Annotated in this window: 14 protein-coding genes; 6 read left to right on the top strand and 8 right to left on the bottom strand. The window is 69.6% G+C overall.

What is annotated here, in order from left to right; all coding sequences use genetic code 11:
• The coding region (locus ACFQ27_RS15435) for a DUF2272 domain-containing protein (RefSeq protein ID WP_377354212.1) at positions 1-1,049 on the bottom strand (1,049 nt) is incomplete at its 3' end.
• Positions 1,046-2,284, bottom strand: a complete 1,239-nt coding sequence (locus ACFQ27_RS15430; protein ID WP_377354211.1) for a hypothetical protein — start codon at positions 2,282-2,284, stop codon at positions 1,046-1,048. The genes ACFQ27_RS15435 and ACFQ27_RS15430, both read right to left, overlap by 4 nt.
• A gap of 110 nt (positions 2,285-2,394) precedes the next feature.
• Here ACFQ27_RS15430 and ACFQ27_RS15425 point away from each other — a divergent pair, with 110 nt between their 5' ends.
• Positions 2,395-3,390, top strand: coding sequence for an aromatic ring-hydroxylating oxygenase subunit alpha (locus ACFQ27_RS15425; RefSeq protein WP_377354210.1), 996 nt, complete (start codon positions 2,395-2,397; stop codon positions 3,388-3,390).
• 5 nt (positions 3,391-3,395) lie between these two features.
• On the top strand, positions 3,396-4,700 hold the full coding sequence (locus tag ACFQ27_RS15420; protein WP_377354209.1) for an amino acid permease: 1,305 nt from the start codon (positions 3,396-3,398) through the stop codon (positions 4,698-4,700).
• On the opposite strand, the gene ACFQ27_RS15415 is transcribed toward ACFQ27_RS15420, so the two are convergent.
• Together ACFQ27_RS15415 and epmA are read right to left on the bottom strand one after the other, a co-directional pair.
• The gene (locus ACFQ27_RS15415) at positions 4,688-5,707 is read right to left on the bottom strand and encodes a lysine-2,3-aminomutase-like protein (RefSeq protein ID WP_377354208.1); all 1,020 of its coding nucleotides are present in this window, start codon (positions 5,705-5,707) and stop codon (positions 4,688-4,690) included. The two genes, ACFQ27_RS15420 and ACFQ27_RS15415, sit on opposite strands and share 13 nt — an antisense overlap.
• 54 nt (positions 5,708-5,761) lie before the next feature.
• Positions 5,762-6,814 carry an EF-P lysine aminoacylase EpmA gene (gene epmA / locus ACFQ27_RS15410; RefSeq protein WP_377354207.1) on the bottom strand — a complete coding sequence of 351 codons (1,053 nt, stop codon included), beginning with the start codon at positions 6,812-6,814 and terminating at the stop codon, positions 5,762-5,764.
• 119 nt (positions 6,815-6,933) lie between these two features.
• Here epmA and efp point away from each other — a divergent pair, with 119 nt between their 5' ends.
• Complete coding sequence (efp, locus tag ACFQ27_RS15405) at positions 6,934-7,503, top strand: elongation factor P (RefSeq protein WP_374343347.1); 570 nt, start codon at positions 6,934-6,936, stop codon at positions 7,501-7,503.
• Between the two features lie 184 nt (positions 7,504-7,687).
• The gene (locus ACFQ27_RS15400) at positions 7,688-8,848 is read left to right on the top strand and encodes a tetratricopeptide repeat protein (protein WP_377354206.1); all 1,161 of its coding nucleotides are present in this window, start codon (positions 7,688-7,690) and stop codon (positions 8,846-8,848) included.
• A gap of 4 nt (positions 8,849-8,852) precedes the next feature.
• On the opposite strand, the gene ACFQ27_RS15395 is transcribed toward ACFQ27_RS15400, so the two are convergent.
• Positions 8,853-10,625, bottom strand: coding sequence for a DUF885 domain-containing protein (locus ACFQ27_RS15395; protein WP_377354205.1), 1,773 nt, complete (start codon positions 10,623-10,625; stop codon positions 8,853-8,855).
• A 257-nt stretch (positions 10,626-10,882) separates the two neighbouring features.
• On the opposite strand from ACFQ27_RS15395, the gene ACFQ27_RS15390 reads away from it, so the two are divergent.
• Positions 10,883-13,135, top strand: coding sequence for a methyl-accepting chemotaxis protein (locus ACFQ27_RS15390; RefSeq protein WP_377354204.1), 2,253 nt, complete (start codon positions 10,883-10,885; stop codon positions 13,133-13,135).
• A 285-nt stretch (positions 13,136-13,420) separates the two neighbouring features.
• On the opposite strand, the gene ACFQ27_RS15385 is transcribed toward ACFQ27_RS15390, so the two are convergent.
• A complete protein-coding gene (locus ACFQ27_RS15385; RefSeq protein WP_377354203.1) occupies positions 13,421-14,614 on the bottom strand; it encodes an aspartyl/asparaginyl beta-hydroxylase domain-containing protein in 1,194 nt (397 codons plus the stop codon).
• 6 nt (positions 14,615-14,620) lie between these two features.
• On the bottom strand, positions 14,621-17,107 hold the full coding sequence (locus ACFQ27_RS15380) for a zinc-dependent metalloprotease (RefSeq protein WP_377354202.1): 2,487 nt from the start codon (positions 17,105-17,107) through the stop codon (positions 14,621-14,623).
• A gap of 192 nt (positions 17,108-17,299) precedes the next feature.
• Between ACFQ27_RS15380 and ACFQ27_RS15375 the strand changes: the two genes are divergently transcribed.
• Positions 17,300-17,650, top strand: coding sequence for a DUF3147 family protein (locus tag ACFQ27_RS15375; protein WP_377354201.1), 351 nt, complete (start codon positions 17,300-17,302; stop codon positions 17,648-17,650).
• A gap of 11 nt (positions 17,651-17,661) precedes the next feature.
• Here ACFQ27_RS15375 and ACFQ27_RS15370 read toward each other — a convergent pair whose 3' ends face one another.
• Positions 17,662-19,392, bottom strand: a complete 1,731-nt coding sequence (locus ACFQ27_RS15370) for an ATP-binding protein (RefSeq protein WP_377354200.1) — start codon at positions 19,390-19,392, stop codon at positions 17,662-17,664.
• Between the last annotated feature and the right edge of the window lie 60 nt (positions 19,393-19,452).

The raw sequence follows: 19,452 nt of genomic DNA, 5'->3' as shown, positions 1-19,452 counted from the left end.
GGCGGCTCCGCAGGCGGCGCAGGGGGCGGGCCCGGCGGATCGACGGGTGGCCCGGCGGGCGGATCGACTGGAGGGGCTGGCGCAGGCTCGGTTGGCGTCGGCGCGGGCGGCGGCTCCGGCTCAGGATCCGGCTTCAGGACCAGGATGGCGATCCAGGCGCCCGAGCGGGAGGTGGTGATCGGGCCGCCCGTCAGGGTGCGCTCGGTCTTGGTGACGGTGTCGCCGACATTGCCGCCAATGGAGTGGACCACGTGCTTGGGCGCGCGGGCCACCTGGCTGACGATGTCGCAGTGGGACTCGTAAGAGAAGCCGCCCTTGGCCGCCTCCAGGCCGTTCAGCACCTGGGTGAAGCTGCGCACCGGGCTGGAGTTGCGCGAATAGCAGATCACGTCGCCGGGCCGGGGCTCCACCCAGCTGGGGTCGCAGGGGAGGTAGGCATAGGCGTCCCGGCCCTGGGCGTAGGCCTCCACCGCGGCCTGGATGTAGCCGGCGTGGGCCGCCGCCGGCCGGAACTGGGCCGGGGTCAGGCCGGCCTGTTTCATCACCGAGGAGACGAACACCGCCGACCAGGGCAGGGTGGAGACGCTGGAGCGCTTGATGGCGCCGGAGATCGCCCTGGCCTGGGGCGCGCCGACCCCGAACTTGGCGTTGGCGGCTTCGATGTTCTGGCGGGCGTTGGCCTGCAGGACCTTCGGACCGGAGGGGCCGATGACCACGTCATAGGGAAAGGTCAGGACGCCGTCGAAGCCGGTATAGGCCCAGAACTGATAGACCGCGTCCCAGGACAGCGACCCGGTGAGGCCGCCGTCGCCGGTGCGGTCGATGACGGCGTCGGCCGCCGTCTCCTTGACCCGGCCATAGCCGAACTTGCCCCATTGGTCGGCGGCGACGCGGGTGATCTCGGTCGCGATGGCGGCGGGCGGGCGTTGGCCGGCGGCGAGGCAGACGTCCTTCAGCGCCCCCCGGTCCACGCTGGGGCCGGCGATGGCGGGCGCCGCCGGAAGCTGGACGATTCCGGCCAGGGTGGCGGCCAGCATCAGGCGCTTCATGGCCGGGCCTCCGTCCGGCAGGCCGGCAGGAAGACCACCGTGCACGGCGGGGCGTAGGGCTGCTCGGTCAGGCCGACATCAGAGGCCTTGAGCCGGCTGTTGCGCACCCAGGAGGCGACCTCCAGCGGGTCGAGCCCGGCCTGGCCCACGGCGTCGATCCAGTAGACGGCGTCGCGGCCGATCTGGAAGCTGCGGGCGCCCGGCGAGGTGAAGGGGGTCTCGGCGGCGATGATCCGCCGGGCGCGCCAGGTTTCCGGACCTGCAGCCTTAAGCCGCGGCGCAAGCTCAGCCTGCAGGGCCTCGCTCAGCGGCGGATAGTCGAGGGACCGGTCGAGGAAATAGGCGAAGTCGGTCTCGGTGGGGGTCAGGCCAGCCAGGGCGTAGAGGGCGTAGTAGCGGGCGATGCGGCCGGCGAGATAGCCGTTGGGACCCAGGAAGTAGGCGTCATAGCCGGCGCGGATCTCAGCGTGGGAGGCCAGCTGGGCGAAGATCACCCTCAAGGTCTCGCGCCGTTCGGGATCGTCGAACACCGGCTTCAGCACCGCCGGCTGGCGGGCGCACCAGTCCTCGCCCGCGCGGTCCAGCAGGCCGGCCAGGGTCGCCCGCTCGCCCTCGAAATGGGTCTGGACCAGGGCCGCGGTCTGGGGGTCAGCCATCAGGGCGGCGAGCGCCTTTTGCAGGGTGCAGCCATGGCCGGCGGTGGCCTTGTACGGCCCCCAGGTCAGGATCGCGGCGGGGTCGGCGCTGGTCCAGCCGGCGCCCCGGTCCCAGTCCCAGACCGTGCGGTCATAGTCCGGCGTCAGGGCCGCGGCCCCGAAGGCCAGCACCTTGGCGCGGGCCAGAACATCGGGGCGGGGTTCAGCCTTGACCAGCCGGTCCCAGACCTTCTCGGGCAGGGCGTCGGCGGGGACCTTCTTGAACCAGCCCCTGTGGCAGGCGCGCAGGGCGGCGATGGCGGCGACCCCGGTGCGGTCCAGGCGGTTGGGCGACATCCGCAGGCCCGCCGCCAGGGCCGGGTCCGCGCCCTTGCAGCGCTCCAGACGGTCGGCGGTGGCCAGCATCAGGGGGCTGAACCAGCCCCAGCGGCTGTCGGTGATGCGCCAGGGCCGGACCTGGCCGGTCTCGTCGGCGAACATGGGGCGCTTGAGCAGCAGATCCGGCGTCGCCGCCTGCGCCCCGCCGGCCAGCAGCAGGGTCAGGATCGCGACCAAGCCCGCGGCGCGTCGCGCCCGCATGTCAGCCTCCCCAAGCCTTGTGCGAGCGTCGCAGCGCGGGGCGGGAGCGTCAACCAGGGGGCGCAGGCGGCGCCGTTGACGCATGGTCGGGATGCGTCGAGGGTGACGGGATGCAGCTGACCCTTCCGTCCCGCCACTATCGCGACCCCGCCGCCTACCAGACGGAGCGGCGTACGGTGTTCGCTGCGGGCTGGCAGTTCTTGGGCCACGAGGTCGAGGCGCACCAGCCGGGCGACTATCTGGCCGGTGACGTGGCCGGCCAGCCGGTGCTGGCGGTGCGGGGCGCCGACGGGGTGCTGCGCGGCTTCCACAATGTCTGCCGCCACCGGGCCGGGCCGCTGGTGGCCGATGGCCGGGGGCATTGCGGCGAGACCCTGACCTGCAAGTACCATGGCTGGCGCTACGCCCTGGACGGCCGGTTGCGCTCGGCTGTGGACTTCGGCGCGGCCGAGGGGTTCGACCCGCGCGAGTTCGGCCTGTTCCCTGTGCGCCTTCAGGTCTGGCGCGGCTTCGTCTTCGTGAACCTGGACGGCCAGGCAGGGCCTTTGGAAGAGTTGGTTGCGCCGTTGGAGCGGCTGTTCGCCGCGCGGGACATGACCCTGGCGCCGGCCACCCTGCGCCGCAGCCACGACATCGCCTGCAACTGGAAGACCTATGTCGAGAACTATCTCGAGGGCTACCACATCCCCGCCGTCCACCCGGCCCTGGCGGCCGAGGTCGACGCCTCAGGCTACAAGGTGCGGATGGACGGGGCGGTGGCGATCCACGAGGTCCCGACGCTCAGTGGGGTCAATGACGGGCTGTGGGCCTGGCTTTGGCCGAACCTGGCCTTCAACGTTTATCGCTACGGGATGATGGTCGAGCACATGCGGCCCATCGGCCACGGCAAGACCCGGCTCGACTACCTCTATTTCTACGACCCCCAGACCGCCGACATGGAGGCGGTGCTGGCGGCCTCAAACCAGCTCACCGCCGAGGACGTGGAGATCTGCGAGGCTGTGCAGCGGAACCTGGACGCGGGCGTCTATGACACCGGCGTCCTGTCCCCCCGGCACGAGGACGGGGTGGCCTGGTTCCAGGCGCGTATCGCCCAGGCGCTGGGCTAGCCGGGATGGCTGGCGGGGGGCGCAGCCTCGGCCTGTGGGCCGCCCTGGTGCTGGTGGCCGGCAACATGATCGGCTCGGGCCTTTATCTGCTGCCGGCGACGCTCGGCGCGGTGGGCTCGATCACCGTCATCTCCTGGGTGATCGCCGGCGGCGGGGCGCTCGTGCTCGCCCTGGTGTTCGCCTATCTGGGCCTCCTGCGGCCCCAGGCGGACGGGGCGGTGGCCTATGCCAGCGAGGAGTTGGGGCCGGCGCTCGGCCATTTCGGCTGGTTCACCTACTGGCTGACCAGCTGTTGCGGCACCTCGGCGGTGGCGGTGGCCGCGACGGGCTATCTGGGCTTCTTCTTCCCGGTCCTGAAGAGCACCTGGCCCGGCGTCGCCTCCAGCATCGCCATCGTCTGGCTGATGGTGGGCGTGAACCTGATCGGGCCCAGGCTGGTGGCCCGGATCGGAGCTGCGACCCTGGTGGTGGGCCTGGCCCCCATCGTGCTCGCCAGCGGCGTCGGCCTCGCCTATTTCCGCCCGGAGGTGTTCGCCGCCTCCTGGAATGTCAGCGGCGGATCGGATTTCGCGGCGACGGTGTCCTCGGTGACGCCGATCTTCTGGGCCTTCCTGGGACTTGAGTGCGCCAATGTGGTCGCCGCCGTGGTCGAGAACCCAAAGCGCAACCTGCCCCTGGCCGCAGTGGGTGGGGTGGCTCTGGCGCTGGCCATCTATCTGGCGGCCTCGGTGGCGATCATGGGTCTGTTGCCGGCCAAGGCGCTGGCGGCTTCCAGCGCGCCCTTCGCCGATGCGATCCACGGCGTGGCCGGAGCTATCACCGCCGCCCTGGTGGCGGCCTGCGCCCTGGCCAAGGCCTCGGGGACCCTGGGCGGCTGGATCCTGGTGGCGGCGGAAAGCAACCGCTCTGGCGCGGCCGTGGGCTTCCTGCCGCGCTGGATTTCCGAGGTGGCGCCCGACAAGGGCCTGACCCGCGACCTGATCCTGGTGGGCGTGATGATGTCGGCGAGCATCTACGCCAGCGCCTCACCCAGCCTCGGCAAGCAGTTCGGGGTGCTGATCAATGTCACCGTGGTGCTGTCCATGGTGCTCTACCTGCTCTGCTCCCTGGCCTTGCTGAAGATGGCGGCGGAGCTGGAGACAGGGCGCAGCCGTCTGGTCGCCCGGATCGCCGGGGCGGTGGGGGCGGCCTTCTCGCTGGGCGTGATCTTGGCCGCTGATCCTGGCCTGCGCCTGCCGACCCTGGTGGTGACGGCGGTGAGCTTCGGGCTCTATGGCCTGTCGCGCTGGCGCCGGGCTCAGCCGGCGTAGGGCCGCACCACGCCGTTGAAGTCCTCGACGGTGGTCGCGCCCTCATCCTCGTCCAGGTAGCCTGGGCCCACCGGCGCCTTGCCGTGGCCGCCGGGGATATCCAGCACATAGGTCGGCTGGCACAGGCCCGACCAGCGGCCGCGCAGGGCCTTCATCACCGCCTGGCCCTCGGCCAGGGTCGTGCGCAGGTGACTGGTGCCGGGCGCCAGGTCGTGGTGGTGCAGGTAGTAGGGCTTGATCCGGGTCTCGACCATGGCCCGCATCAGGGCGCCGAGGGTCTCCGGATCATCGTTCACGCCCTTCAAGAGCACGGTCTGGCCCAGCATCGGGATCCCGGCGTCGACCAGGCGGGCGCAGGCGGCGCGGGCGGCGGGCGTCAGTTCGGCGGCGTGGTTGGCGTGCAGGGCGACATAGACCGCCTTGCCCTCGCATTTCAGCGCGGAGACCAGCTCGTCGGTGATGGCGGCGGGATCGACGGCCGGCACGCGGGTGTGGAAGCGGACCACCTTCACGTGATCGATCTTCGCAAGTCGGGCCATCAGGTCGGCGATGCGGCGCGGCGACAGCACGAAGGGATCGCCGCCGGTGACGATCAGCTCCCAGATCGCCGGGGTATCGGCCACATAGGCCAGCGCCGCATCCAAGGCGGCGGGGGGCAGCGCCCGGGCCTGACCCGGTCCCACCATCTCGCGCCGGAAACAGAACCGGCAATAGACCGCGCAGGTGTGGGTGAGCTTCAGGAGCGCCCGGTCGGGATAGCGATGGACGATCCCCTCGACCGGGGAATGGGTGTCGTCGCCGACGGGATCGGCGGATTCCTCCGGCAGGGTGTTCAGCTCGGCTTCGCTGGGCAGGAACTGGCGGGCGATGGCCTCATGATCCATCAGCTCGGCCATCGCCGGGGTGATGGCGACGGCGTACTGGGCCGCGACTCGCTCCAGGGCGGCGACCTCGGCCTTGTCGATCAGGCCGGCCTCGGCGAGGGCCTTGGGAGAACGCAGCGTCATGGGGCCGGCCCTATGACGGAAAGCCCTGACGGGAGCAAGCTCAGCGCTCCGCCCCTAGGGTTCCGGCACGGGTGTCCACAGCACCTGCTCGATGCGGGTCGCGCCGGTGGCCAGCATCACCAGTCGGTCGAAGCCGAGCGCCGAGCCGCTGGCCGGCGGCATGTGGGCGAGCGCGGCCAGGAAGTCCTCGTCGATGGGATAGGTCTCGCCATAGACCCGAAGCTTCTCGGCCATCTCGGCTTCGAAGCGGCGGCGCTGCTCGGCGGCGTCGGTAAGTTCGCCGAAGGCGTTGGCCAGCTCCACCCCGCAGGCATAGAGCTCGAAGCGTTCGGCCACGCGGGCGTCGGCGGGCTTGGGGCGGGCCAGGGCCGCCTCGGCCGTCGGGTATTCGCACAGCACCGTGGCGCGGCCCTGGCCGAGGAAGGGCTCGATCTTCTCCACCAGCACGCGGGAGAAGACGTCGGCCCAGGTGTCGTCCTCGGCCACCCGGATCCCGGCGGCGCGCGCCGCGGCGGCCAAGGCCTCGCGATCGGTGGACCCGTCCGTCGCCACCGTGGCCAGGAGGTCGATCCCGGCCATGGCCTCGAAGGCCTGCGCCAAGGTCAGGCGCTCCGGCTCGGCGAAGGGATCGCAGGTCATGCCGCGGAAGGCGAAGCTTGTGGTTCCAGCCATCTCCGCCGCCAGCTTCAGCAGGTCGGCGCAGTCGGTCATCAGGGTTTGGTAGGGCTCGCCCACCCGATACCATTCCAGCATGGTGAACTCGGGATGGTGCAGGGGTCCGCGCTCGCGGTTGCGCCAGACCTTGCCCAGGCTGAAGATCTTCGTCTCGCCGGCCGCCAGCAGGGTCTTGGCGGCGAACTCCGGCGAGGTGTGCAGGTAGAGGGCTGAGCGGGCGCCGTCATGGCCGATGGCCTCGGTCCCAAAGGCGTGCAGGTGAGCCTCATTGCCGGGCGAGACCTGCAGGGCCGCGGTCTCCACCTCCTCGAAGCCGCGCGTCCCGAACCACTCGCGGACGGCGCGGGTGATGCGGTTGCGGGCGATCAGGAACGGGCGCCGATCAGCGTGGCGCTCAGGGCTCCACCAGGGGGAGGCGGCGGGCGTCGTCAAGCAGGGCTCCGGGGGCGGAAATACGTCTGGGACTGGCGAACTTGGCGCGGATCGCTATAGGTGCGGCCAACCGATATCAGATCGCGCCGCCGCGCGCCGAACTTCGAGGAATACTGAACTTGGTCAAGGTAGCCGCCAGCTCGCTCCGCAAGGGCGCCGTCGTCGACATGGAAGGCCGTCTCTACGTCGTCCTGACCGCCGAGAACATCCACCCCGGCAAGGGCACCCCGGTGACCCAGCTGAACATGCGCCGCATCTCCGACGGGGTGAAGGTGTCGGAACGCTGGCGGACCACCGAGCAGGTCGAGCGGGCCTTCGTGGACGACCGCGACTACAACTTCCTCTACGAGGACGGCGAGGGCTATCACTTCATGAACCCGGAGACCTACGACCAGGTCGTGGTGCCGGTGGACGTGGTGGGCGATTCCGCGCCGTGGCTGACGGACGGCATGACCTGCGTCCTGTCCCTGCACGAGGGTGTGGTGATCGCCATGGAGCTGCCGGCTCGCGTGGTGTTCGAGATCGCCGACACCGAGCCGTCGGTGAAGGGCCAGACCGCGTCGTCGTCCTACAAGCCTGCGACCCTTACCAACGGCCAGCGGATCATGGTGCCGCCCTATATCGCCGCCGGCACCCGCGTGGTGATCCTGACCGAGGACGGCTCCTATATCGAGCGCGCCAAGGACTGATCGGGCCGCCAAGGTCTGAGAGATTTGAGCCCGTCGCCGAAAGGCGGCGGGCTTTTGTCTTGGGCGTCTGCCCCGCGCCCGGACCCTGCCACCCAGGCCACCTGACGGGTCGGAACCCCTTGGCAAGCCCTGCCTCCGTGGACAAGTTATCTACTCAAGGCGAGTCCGGGGGCGGGAGCAGATGATGATCAGAGCCACGATTCTGCTGGCGGGGCTCTTGGCCGCCAGCGCCGCCCAGGCCGAGCACCCGTCGCGCACCAACGGCAAGCTGGATGTCGTGGAGCTGTGCGCGGGTGTCGAAAACCAGACCATGGAACTGGAACCCCGCAACCCGTTCATTTTCTACAGCTATGAGAACGAACTCGCCGACGCGGCGGGTGTGTTCGAGAGCGATTCCGAGGCGGTGATGGACGGCAAGATCGGCCGGCTGTTGGACGCCAACATGCCCCGGCTATTGTGCAACAGCATCAACTTCAATCCGAACAACGGCAATATCCTGAAGTTGTCCATCGCTCGCAAATCGGACGGCTTCATCGATTCCGCCCTGACGCGCTGGAAGCTGAACCTCAACCAGGTGGACGAGGTCGATGGGCGCACCGTGCTCGACTATATCGAGGCGCGGGCGGCGAGCGAGCAGCCGCGTTTTCGGCCGATCTACGACAACTACGCCAAGCGCTTCCGCGCAGCCGGCGCCAAGAGTCGGACCGAACTGGAGGCGGCAGGGAGCATTCCGCCGGCCTCGGTGGTGCAGGCCAGGATCCTGGCCCGGCTGGAGGGCCAGGCGCGCGCCGGCGACTTCGAAACGAGCCTGAAGTTGTTCGACCTCTACGGCTTTGGGCGCAGCCTCTATGGCGTGCCGGTACCGACGGATCTAGGCCGCAGCCGGAGTTGGCTGGAGCATGCGGCCAAGCTGGCTAACGCTGGTGGCGACGCCACACGGATCCTTCGGGTCGGCCAGGCCTATTCCAATTCGGATCTCTCCACTGCCTTCTCCTGGTATCAGCGAGCCTCCCAACTCGGCTCCGCCGACGCGGATTTCTATATTGCCCGCGCCTACACCTGGGCCCTGGGCGCGCCTCGGGACCTTAACCAGGCCCTGGTCTACATGACCCGAGCCGAGACCCAGGGCGTGCCCATGTCCGACATCTGGATGGGGTACATCAATGAGAAGCTGGGCCGCAGGGAGCAGGCTATCGGGTGGTACCGCTACGCCGCCCAGACGGGGCGGCGCCAGTTACCTATCCCGAGTGATGGCGGCCAGATCCTGCTGTACGCTTGGTTTCCAGCAAATCACGTCGAGGAGTGCGGGATGAACATCAAGGGCTTCGACAACTGCAGGCGCTAGGCGTCTACTCCTCCAGCTCCGGATACGGCCCCTTGCCGCCTTCGGCGATGAAGCGGTCGATGCGGGCGGTGAGCACGGGCATGGGGACGCTGCCGAGTTCGAGCACCGTGTCGTGGAAGGCGCGGAGGTTGAACTTCGGGCCCAGGGCCTGCTCGGCCTTTTCGCGGCCGGCCAGGATGGTCATTTCGCCGATGTAGTAGGCCAGGGCCTGGCCCGGCCAGCCGATATAGCGGTCGACCTCGGTCTCGATCTCGTGGTCGGACAGGGCGGTGTTGTCGTGCAGGAACTTTTGCGCCTGCTCGCGGGTCCAGCCCTTGGAATGGACGCCGGTGTCCACCACCAGCCGGGCGGCGCGCCACATCTGGTAGGTCAGCATGCCGAACCGGTCATAGGGCGTCTCATACATGCCCATCTCGACGCCCAGCTTCTCGCAATAGAGCGCCCAGCCCTCGCCGAAGGCCGAGATGTAGGTCTTCTGGCGGAACTCCGGCTGTTCCTTGTGCTCCATGGCGATGGGCATCTGGAAGGCGTGGCCCGGGGCGCTCTCGTGCAGGGTCAGCGCCGTCAGATTGTACAGCGAGCGGGCCGGCAGGTTGTAGGTGTTGACCAGGTAGACCCCCGGCCCGCCGCGGCCGGCGGTGTAGTAGGGGGCGATGTCGTCCGGCACCGGAATGATCGCGAACCGCTTGCGCGGCAGGTAGCCGAAATACTGTTCCGCCTTGGCGTCGAACCGCTTGGCGATCCAGGCGGCGCGCATCAGCAGCTCTTCCTTGGTCTTGGGATAGAACTGCGGGTCGGTGCGCAGGAAGGTGAGGAAGGCGGGGAAGTCACCCTTGAAGTCCGTCTCCTTCATGACCTCCAGCATCTGGGCGTGGATCTTGGCCACCTCCGCCAGGCCCAGCTGGTGGATCTGGTCGGCGGTCATGTCGGTGGTGGTGAACTCCTTGATCTTGCTCTGATAATAAGCCTTTCCGTCGGGCAGGGTCTCGGCCGCCAGAACGGTGCGCGCCTTGGGCAGGTACTCCGAGCGCATGAAGGTCAGCAGCTCGGCATAGGCCGGGATCACCGAGGACTGGATGGCGGCCAGGCCCTCGGCGCGCAGGCGGGCCTGGTCGGCGGCCGGAATGCTGGCCGGCATGGCCTTGAACGGGCGGTAGTAGGGATTGGCTTCGCCCGCGGCGCCGGAGACCGAGGCGATGGAGGCGTCGCGGCCCTTGAGCACGATGGCCGGCGGGGTGAAGCCGCGCTTCAGGCCGGCGCGCATATTGGCGACCTGGTCGTGGAAATAGCGCGGGAAGTCCCGCATCTGGCGGATGTAGCGCTCGTACTCGGCCACGTCGCGGAAGGACTCGCGGCTCTCGCTGGTCAGGTCCGACCAGAAGGCGGAGTCGCCGTTCAGTGGCTTCTCGTAGTCGCGGAACTTCTGCTGATTGATCAGGACCTGGATCTGCTCGCGATAGATCTGGTGGTTGATCCGGGCCTCCGGCGACAGGGTGGCCGGGTCAATCTTCGTCACCTCGGCCATCACGCCGGTCCAGTAGTCGAGCCGGGCCTTCTGGGCGGCGGGGTCGATCTTGGGCAGGTGGTCGGTGATGCGGTCGGTGTCGTCCTCGCCCACCTCGCCGGCCAGCTCGGCGCGCCGCCAGGTCCATTCGCGGCTGTAGAGCGCCTTGAACGCGGCGTCGCCGGCCCCTTCGGCGCCCCAGGCCGGTGCGGCCAACACCAGGCTGGAGGCTGCGGCGGCGGCGAGGAGCAGGGGGCGAAGGCGGCGGGACATGCAGGGCTCCGAGCGTGAACTGGCCCGCATTGGAGCCCAAGCCGGGGCCTGGAACCAGTGCCTTTGCCAAAGCCTTTCAGAGACCCGCGTTCGCGTGAGACGGCGCGATCCTCGCGTCTGTTCCCGGTATCACCCTGCGGCGGCTTGTCGCAGGTAGCAGTCGCGGGGGCTCCTCAACCGCGCGTTTACCCGGTGTTCACCAAGCGGCGGTCGATCTGGGCGCTGAAGTGCAGACTGGGTCTACATGGAGGACGCCTGTGGAACTGTTCGGGAAAGCCAAGGTCGCCGGCAAGCTTATCGCCGCGGCTGGCCTGACCATCGGCGCGCTTCTGCTGGTCGCGGCCCTGCTGTTGTCTCGCCAGACCGGAGGCGCGGCCGCCAAGCTGTCGGACAAGTACGGTGACGCCCTGGGACAGTCCCTGGCCGAGAGCGTGGCGGGGGACCTGAACCAGGTCCAGAACTCCGTCGACACCATGGCCACGGCCATCGCCACCATGCATGAGCACGGCCTGCGGGACCGTACGCTGGTGATGGACGTGACCAAGCGCAATCTCGACGCCTCGCCCCTGGTGCTGGGCAGCTGGTTCTTCGCCGCGCCCGACGCCTGGGATGGCCGGGACGCCGAGATGAAGGGCCTGAAGGACCAGGGCGCCAATTCCAACGGCCGGCTGGAGCCCTATTGGGCCAAGACCCCGGACGGGGTGGTGATGGAGCCGCCGGAAGACGACCAGATCTTCACCTCGGACTTCTATGGCCTGGCCGCCAAGACCGGGAAGTCGGCGATCACCGAGCCCTATCCCTATCCGGTCAACGGCAAGACCGTGCTGATGACCTCGATCACTGCGCCGGTCTATTCCGGCGGCGTGCTGATCGGCGTGGCCGGCATGGACATCGCGCTCGACACCATCTCCGACGAGCTGGGCAAGGTGCGCCCCTTCGGGGACGGGCGGGTCATGCTGCTGTCCGGTGGCGGCAAGTGGGTGGCCCACCCCGACGCGGCTCACCGCATGAAGGCCTATGGCGACGCCAAGGTCGAGCAGGTGCTGGCGGCCCTGAAGGACGGCAAGTCCCTGAACCTGTCCGGGATCAAGATCGACGGCGTTTCCACCGATCGCCGGCTGGTGCCCATTGAACTGCCCAAGTCCAACGCCAGCTGGGGCGTGCTGGTGGACGCCCCCACCGCGACGGTGGGCGCGCCGGCGCGGAACCTGGTGGTCGCCATGTCGGTGGGCGGGCTGGTGGTCATCGCCGCCGTGCTGCTCAGCCTGTGGGCCGCGGCCCAGAAGATCGTCGGCGGGCCCCTGGGCCGGCTGACCGGCGCCGTCGCCAGCCTCAGCGCCGGGCGTTACGACCAGTCGGTGACCGGCGTCGAGGGCAAGGACGAGGTGGGCCAGATCGCCCGCGCCCTGGAGCAGTTCCGCGAGAAGCTGTCCGAGGGCGAGCGGATGCGGGGCGAACAGGAGCTGTTGCGCGCCGAGGCCGAGGCGGCCCGGACCCGGGCGGCGGAGGAACAACGCCTGGCCGCCGAGCGCCAGGCCGTGGTGGTCTCGTCCCTGGAAGGCGCCCTGTCGCGGCTGTCGGGCGGCGACCTGACGGCCCGGGTGCACGAGACCTTCCCGCCGGAATACGAGCAGCTGAAGCGCGACTTCAACGGCGCCATGAGCCGGCTGGAGGACGCCATGACCACGGTGGTGGGCAACACCTCCACCATCACAGCCGGCGCCGGCGAGATCGCCCAGGCGGCCGACGACCTGTCCCGGCGGACCGAACAGCAGGCGGCCAGCCTGGAGGAGACCGCCGCGGCCCTGGACCAGATCACGGCCACGGTCCGGCGCACGGCCCAGGGGGCGGAGCACGCCAGCGCGGTGGTCGCCCAGGCCCGGATCGACGCCGAGCGCTCCGGCCAGGTGGTGGCCAACGCCGTCGCCGCCATGGGCGAGATCGAGACCTCGTCCAGCCAGATCAGCCAGATCATCGGGGTGATCGACGAGATCGCCTTCCAGACCAACCTGCTGGCCCTGAACGCCGGGGTGGAAGCCGCCCGGGCCGGCGACGCCGGCAAGGGCTTCGCGGTCGTGGCCTCCGAAGTGCGAGCCCTGGCTCAGCGCTCGGCGGAAGCGGCCCGGGAGATCAAGGATCTGATCGGCGCCTCGGCGGGCCAGGTGGACCGCGGGGTCGGGCTGGTGGGCGAGACCGGCGAGGCCCTGCAGCGGATCGTCAGCCAGATCACCGAGATCACCGCGGTGGTGGGCGAGATCGCGGCCTCGTCCAAGGAGCAGGCCTCGGGCCTGGCCCAGGTGAACACGGCGGTGAACCAGATGGACCAGGTGACCCAGCAGAACGCCGCCATGGTCGAGCAGTCGACCGCCGCCAGCCACGCCCTGGCCCGGGAGGCCACTGAGCTGGCCGAGCTGATGGGCCAGTTCCGGGTCAGCAGCGCCCCGGCCAACGGGGCGCGGGGCCAGCAGGCCCGGCTCGCCGCGGCGATGGGGGCGAGGCGCGCCGGTTAGGGGATAGGCCTTATCCTCCCCCGGGCCCCGGGCGCCCGGCTCACGTCCCTTCCAGCAGATTGCGGCGTGATTTAACCCTCGCCGTCATGGCCGGGCTTGTCCCGGCCACCCATGAACTCCGTGGGGGCGGACAGAACGCGGCAGATCCACCGCGCCCAGGCCCGAACCTCAGGCGCGTATGGGTGGCCGGGACAAGCCCGGCCATGACGGTCTGGAATAGAGACGGTTTGGACGGGAAGAGCGACGCGCCACAAGCGGACAGTGTCGGCGCCGTCGACTCCGGGACTACCGGTAAGTGTCCACCGCCTGGAGGATGTCGGCGACCAGCCTGCGCTCGGTCTCTGACAGCTCCGGGCGCCAGACGTCGAAGATCATCACCACGCGCAGGCGATCGGCGTTCCGGTTCCAGGCCTCGTGCTCAATGCTGTCATCGAAGACGCAGGCCTGGCCCTCGACCCAGGGCCGGGTGTCCGAGCCCACCCGCATGGCGCAGTCGCTGGGGACGATCAGCGGCAGGTGGCAGATGTAACGGGCGTTGGTGAAGCCGTGGTGCGGCTGGATGTGCGCGCCGGGCCGAAGCAGCGAGAACAGCACCGAGGGCGTCCGGCCAGGGATCCGGCACAGGGGCGCGTCCTTCAGGGCCTCCACCGTCGCCGGGCAGCGGGCGGCGTTCTCCGCGATGAGCGTGCCGCCCTTCCAGATGTAGAAGGCGCTCCAGTTCGGATTGCCCAGCATGCCGTGGTCGTCGAAGAACGGCCGGTTGGGTTCAGCCTCGACATAGGGGCTGAAGCCGGCGTCCTCTTCCAGGATCGTCATCAGCTCGGCGCGGATGTCGTCGGTGGCCGCCTCGATCTTGTCGAGCCAGGGGAAGTCGGCGCGCGGGGCGTAGTGGATGTTGGGCAGCTCGGGGAAATAGAAGTTCTTGGGCTGCTGCAGGTAGAGCTCGGTCTTGCCGAGCAGCAGGTCGAGGGATCCGCGCACCCGCCGCGCCTCAGGTCCCGACAGGTCGCCGAGCGTTCGGACCAGGTGGGCCTCATAGTCGGCGGCGTAGCGCTCGCGCATGTGCTGGGCGCGGCCGACCTCGGCCTGCAGGGCGGGCTCCACGGAGCCATTGGCCACCGCCACCTTCACCACCGCGTCGTAATAGGCCGAGGCCGCTCGGGTGTCGCCGGTCTCGGCATGGTGGTCGGCGGTCATCAGCAGCGCGCGCAGGTCGCGCGGGTCGCCGCTCAGGGCCCGCTGCAGGGCCGCGAGCTTGGCGTCGGACTGGCCCAGCGCCTTGTGGGCCATGGCCAGGGCCACCCAGACCGGTGGGGTCGCCTGGCCGGACTCGGCGATCCGCCGCAGGTGCGGCACGGCGTCGGCGGGGCGGCCCTCACGAAGGGCGCGGGTTCCGTCGGTCCAGGCCGCCTGCAGGTCCTGGGGTGAAGCTTGAGCTTGAGCCATGGCCCATTGAGGCGCGGCCCCGGCCAGGGTCAAGCCGCATCAGCCAAGCGGCGGACCGGGCGGCAGCGGGAACCGGGACCGCGGACTCTTGCCCCACGGCGTGGTGGCCGACTTCGGCGCGTTGGTGGTCGGGTCGGCCAGGTAGTGGTCGATGTCCCGGGCGGTCTGGCGATAGAAGGCCTGGGTCAGGGGGTCGCTGTCCTTGCGGACCTTCAGGGCCTCCGCCAGCTGGGCCAGCTGGTCCAGGACATAGGCCTGGGCCTCGGCCGAGCCCTCAGCCTTGGCGCCCAGGATCATCATGGACTCCAGAGCCACCTGCTGGCTGACCCGCCGCAGGGCCTTGGCCGAGGCTGTCGTATCGCCGGTGGCGCTCCAGGTGCGGGCCATCACCGCCTCGACCATCTGCGGGAAGGTCAGGGCGTCGGGCTGGCGGGCGGCCAGCGCCACCATGCGGGCGGCGCGAGCGGTGTCGAACAAGGGCTCCAGCACCAGGGCGGCGCGGATCCGGGCGGCGCGCAGCTGGTCAAAGGCCGCATCGTCCGACAGGTCCTCGATATTGCCGCCGGGATCGGGCGGCAGCTGCCTCAGCAAAGTCTCCGGGATGGCCAAGCTGTCGGGCTCGACCACGTCCAGCAGCAGGCCGAGCACCTCCTTCTGAGTCTTGGCCGGGATGAACTCGGTGGGCGGCAGGGGATCGCCTGGGACCACGATGTTGGTGAACAGGCCGCCGACGTATTTCAGGCCGGACTCGATGGCGTAGCGGTCGTGCAGGTAGGCCATCCACAGGCGCATGTCGCGCAGCGAGCCCACCGGTTCGTCCGGCTTCAGCATGGCCGGGCCGTAGTTGGCCAGGATGATCTTGCGGGCCGCGGCGTGCTCCTTCAGGTCCTCCATCGGGGTGGCGCGGTCGTCGTACCAGGTCCAGCGCGGGTCGCTGTCGGGGGTGTAGATCACCCCCTTGGCCCGCATGTCCTTGATCACCCCGTCCAGGCCGGCCTTCTCGCCGGCGGTCGGGAAGGGCGTGTAGGCGTAGCGGACCATGTAGGTGTCATAGACGCCGATCTGGCGCTGGAAGGCCTCCGACAGGTCGAGCTTGCCGCCCTTCACCATCACCCGCGGGGTCGGGTACTCCATGACCGAGGCCTGGTTGTTCAGGCTGGAGCTGAAGTTGTGGCCGAAGCCCTGGGCGTGGCCGAGCTCGTGGGCGGTAAGCAGGGCCTGGCGCTGCAGTACCAGGTCGCGCTGGCCGGGGCTCATGCCGTCCAGCCCGCCGGGGCTCAGCAGCTTGGGATCAGCGACCATCAGGCCAGAGCCGTCCGCCGGCAGGCCGCCGGAATAGGCGTCGAAATAGTTGGCGATGGTGCGGATGCGGCTGGTGTCCATGTGGGTCTTGGAGCCCAGGATCTCGCCGGTGCGCGGGTCGCGATAGGTGCCGCCGGAGGAGAAGCCGCGCTCGTCGCGGTCCACCCACAGGACATAGGCGTAGCGGATGTCCATCGGGTCCATGTCGGCCGGAGCGTCCAGGGCCTGGATCGCGCCTCTGAAGCCCGCGGCCTCATAGGCCTTGTTCCACCACAGCAGCCCCTCCTTCATCGCCTTGCGGATCGGGTCGGGGATGGCCGGGTCGAAGTAGAAGGTGATGGGGGTCTTGGGCTCGGACAGGGCGGCCGTCGGGTCCTTCTTCTCCAGCCGCCAGCGGGTGACATAGGCGCCATCCGGGGCGTCATTGATCGGCTTGGAGAAGTCGGTGAAGCGCACGGCGCTGACCCCGATGCGTGGATCGGCCTGGCGGGGTGTGTAGCCGGTGGGCGCCTTCAGGAACGAGTGGTGGATGCGCAGGGTCATGAAGCGCGGATCGGGCGTCACATTGCGCACCAGGGCGCCCGGGGCGTCGGTGGCAAAGGTCGAGACCGTCTCGATCTCGGTGTTCTCAGGGAACGCCTTCATCCGGGCCGGATAGAAGGTGCTGCGGGCCGGATCGAACTTGAACGGCCCCTGGTTAGCCCGCTTCAGGTCGCGCTCGATATTGGCGGCGTCGCGCATGAATAGGGCGGTGGCGTCCACCACCACGGTTCCCGCGGCCTCCGATTCCACCGGCAGCACGGCCAGGGTGGAGAAGGGGAAGGAGGCGGTGACGTTCTCAGCCCTCGCCGCCGTGCCGGACGGGGCGCGGTAGTCCAGGTTCTGGGCGTTCACCAGCACCTTCTGGCCGACCCGCTGGAAGCGGATGACTTCGCTCTCCAGGACCCCGCGGTCGAAGGGCAGCTCCACCGAGCCGCCGCCGGTGGCCGCCGAGACATAGTAGAGGACGTCGGTGTCGAAGGCGCTGATCTCCAGCAGCACCCGACCCTTGGCTGCGTCCCAGTAGAAGGGGATGAAGCCGTCGGTCTTCTTCAGGGCCGGCGCGGCCTTGGCCGGCGGGGCGAGGTCCGCCGCCTGGGCGGCCGGGCCGCCGAGGCCCATGGCCAGCACCGCCGCCGAGGCCAGCCAAACCGTCCGAAGTCCACGCCCGTTCCGCTGTCCCATGGTCGCCCCCGCGTCGATCGCTGTCGTCAGGTTTCAGCATGGGCTTGGGCTTGGTCGCGTCAAAATCCGGCGCGCGCCAAACAGGTCAGAGTCGGAAATCTGCGGGTTTCTCGGTCACCGTGATGAGTTTCGACGCACGAGTTCCGCGCCGTCTGCTGTGATATGCGGAAGACGACACCTGATGGAGCCGCCATGCCTTACCTGCTGATCAAGGCCCTGATCTCTGGCCTGCTCGTCGCCCTCGTGTCCGAGGTGGCCAAACGCTACCCGGGGATCGGAGGGTTGATCGCCTCCCTGCCGCTGGTTTCGGTGCTGGGGATGATCTGGCTGTGGCGGGACACCCATGAAGCTGAGCGGATCGCCGCCCACGCCACCGGGACTTTCTGGTTCGTCCTGCCCTCGATGCCAATGTTCCTGGTCATCCCGGCCCTGCTGCGGCGGGGTGTCGGCTTCGCCCCGGCCATGGCGGCGGGCTGCCTGCTGACCATGGGGCTTTATCTGGCGATGATCGTGATCGGCCCACGCCTGGGCCTGCGGCTCTAGGTCAGAGGGCCCTAGGCGGCTGCGCGGCGGGCTTCGGCGGCGGCGTAGGCGCGCATGATCGCCTCGGCCAGGGCCAGGGGCTGGATCGGCTTGGGCTGGACGTCGTCGAACCCGAGCGCCAGCAGCTTCTGGGTCTCGCCGGCCATGGCGTCGGCGGTCAGGGCGATCACCGGCGGCGCATCGCCGCCCTTGGCGCGGATGGCGGCCAGGGCCTCGATCCCGCCCATCACCGGCATGTGGACGTCCATCAGCACCAGGTCGAAGCGGTCGCGCTCCAGCCGCTCCAGGGCCAGGGCGCCGTTGTCGGCGATTTCGATCTCAGCCCCGATGGCCTCCAGGATGGCGCGGATCACCGCCTGGTTGATGGGGTTGTCCTCGGCGGCGAGGATGCGGATGCCGACCAGGCCCTCGGCCTCGGCGTCGCCGTCGTCAGCGGCCTCCGCCGGGGCGGCGGCCAGGGGCAGCTCCAGGGTCAGGCGGAAGGTCGAGCCGGCGCCCGGCGTGCTCTCGACGCTGACGCCGCCGCCCATCATCTCGGACAGCTGACGGCAGATGGACAGACCCAGGCCGGTGCCGCCGAAGCGGCGGGCGGTGGAGACGTCGGCCTGGCTGAAGGCCTGGAACAGGCGCGCGACCTGGTCCTCACTCATGCCGATGCCGGTGTCGGAGACGGCGATCTCGATACGGCCCTGGCCGTCCGCGGCGCCCGGAACCGGACGCAGGACCATCTTCACCTCACCGGCCTGCGTGAACTTCAGGGCGTTGGACAGGAGGTTGAGCATGATCTGGCGAATGCGGCCGGCGTCGCCCTCCAGCCAGCGGGGCAGGTCGGCCTCGGCCACGCAGGTCAGCTTCAGCCCCTTGGCCTCGGCGGCGTCGCGCCACAGGGCCTCGGCCTGGCCGGCCAGCTCAACCAGGTCGAAGGGCGCGGCCTCCAGCTCGAGGCGGCCGGCCTCGATCTTGGCCACGTCGAGGATGTCGTTGAGGATGGCCATCAGGCCGTCGCCGGCCCGGATCAGCAGCTCCACCTGGCTGCCTTGATCGGGCGACAGCGGGGTGGCCTTCAGCGCCTGGGCCATGCCGAGCACGCCGGTCATCGGGGTGCGCAGCTCGTGGCTCATGGTGGCCAGGAAGACGGACTTGGCCTGGTTGGCCTCGGTCGCGCGCTGCTTGGCCTCGTTCAGGGCCCGGTTGGCCGCGCGGCTGCGGCGAATGCCGTTGGCCCAGTAGACGCACATCAGCATCAGGCCGGTGCACAGGATCACCAGGTCGCCGGGCGCGAAGTCCGACTTGAACAGCGGCAGGTAGAACAGCGCGCCCATCGGGAAGGCCGCATTGACCACCAGCAGGGCGCGGAAGTCGCTGGTGTAGCTGATGGCGTGGATCAGCTGGCCGCAGAGCAGGACCAGGGCGCCGATGCGCATGGCCTCGGAACCGGAGTCCCACAACAGCACCGGCAGGGCGGCCCAGACGGCGCTCTTCACGGCGGTGGAGGCGTAATAGATCCCCCGCATCACGCGGGTGGGGGTGCGGCCGGCCATGGCGTCGCGGGTCGAGGCCCAGGTCCAAAGCTCGGTGCCCAGGGCCAGGACGGCCCAGATCAGGGCGGGGATCCAACCCAGGCGCCAGCCGGCCAGCAGGGCGACGGCGGGCGCTGTCCAGGCGCGCACGGCCATCGTCCGCGCGCTCTGCACAGCCGCGCGATCGAGTTCCTCGCCGAGCGCTTCACGCCAGAAGGCCAAAGGTCGTCCTTGGTCAAAAGAAGGGATGGACAGAATGTCGCAGAGTGGTGAACCGATTCT

It is taken from the genome of Phenylobacterium conjunctum, assembly GCF_042679085.1.
In the GTDB taxonomy this organism is placed as follows: domain Bacteria; phylum Pseudomonadota; class Alphaproteobacteria; order Caulobacterales; family Caulobacteraceae; genus Phenylobacterium; species Phenylobacterium conjunctum.
Note: the sequence above shows the minus strand (reverse complement) of the source record. Positions and strands in the feature narration are given on the sequence as shown.

Coding starts and splice junctions, on each gene's coding strand:
- ACFQ27_RS15420 (WP_377354209.1), top strand. CDS start 3,396: ATGGCTGGCGGGGGGCGCAGCCTCGGCCTGTGGGCCGCCCTGGTGCTG.
- ACFQ27_RS15425 (WP_377354210.1), top strand. CDS start 2,395: ATGCAGCTGACCCTTCCGTCCCGCCACTATCGCGACCCCGCCGCCTAC.
- ACFQ27_RS15375 (WP_377354201.1), top strand. CDS start 17,300: ATGCCTTACCTGCTGATCAAGGCCCTGATCTCTGGCCTGCTCGTCGCC.
- ACFQ27_RS15400 (WP_377354206.1), top strand. CDS start 7,688: ATGATCAGAGCCACGATTCTGCTGGCGGGGCTCTTGGCCGCCAGCGCC.
- ACFQ27_RS15415 (WP_377354208.1), bottom strand. CDS start 5,707: ATGACGCTGCGTTCTCCCAAGGCCCTCGCCGAGGCCGGCCTGATCGAC.
- ACFQ27_RS15380 (WP_377354202.1), bottom strand. CDS start 17,107: ATGGGACAGCGGAACGGGCGTGGACTTCGGACGGTTTGGCTGGCCTCG.
- ACFQ27_RS15430 (WP_377354211.1), bottom strand. CDS start 2,284: ATGCGGGCGCGACGCGCCGCGGGCTTGGTCGCGATCCTGACCCTGCTG.
- ACFQ27_RS15395 (WP_377354205.1), bottom strand. CDS start 10,625: ATGTCCCGCCGCCTTCGCCCCCTGCTCCTCGCCGCCGCCGCAGCCTCC.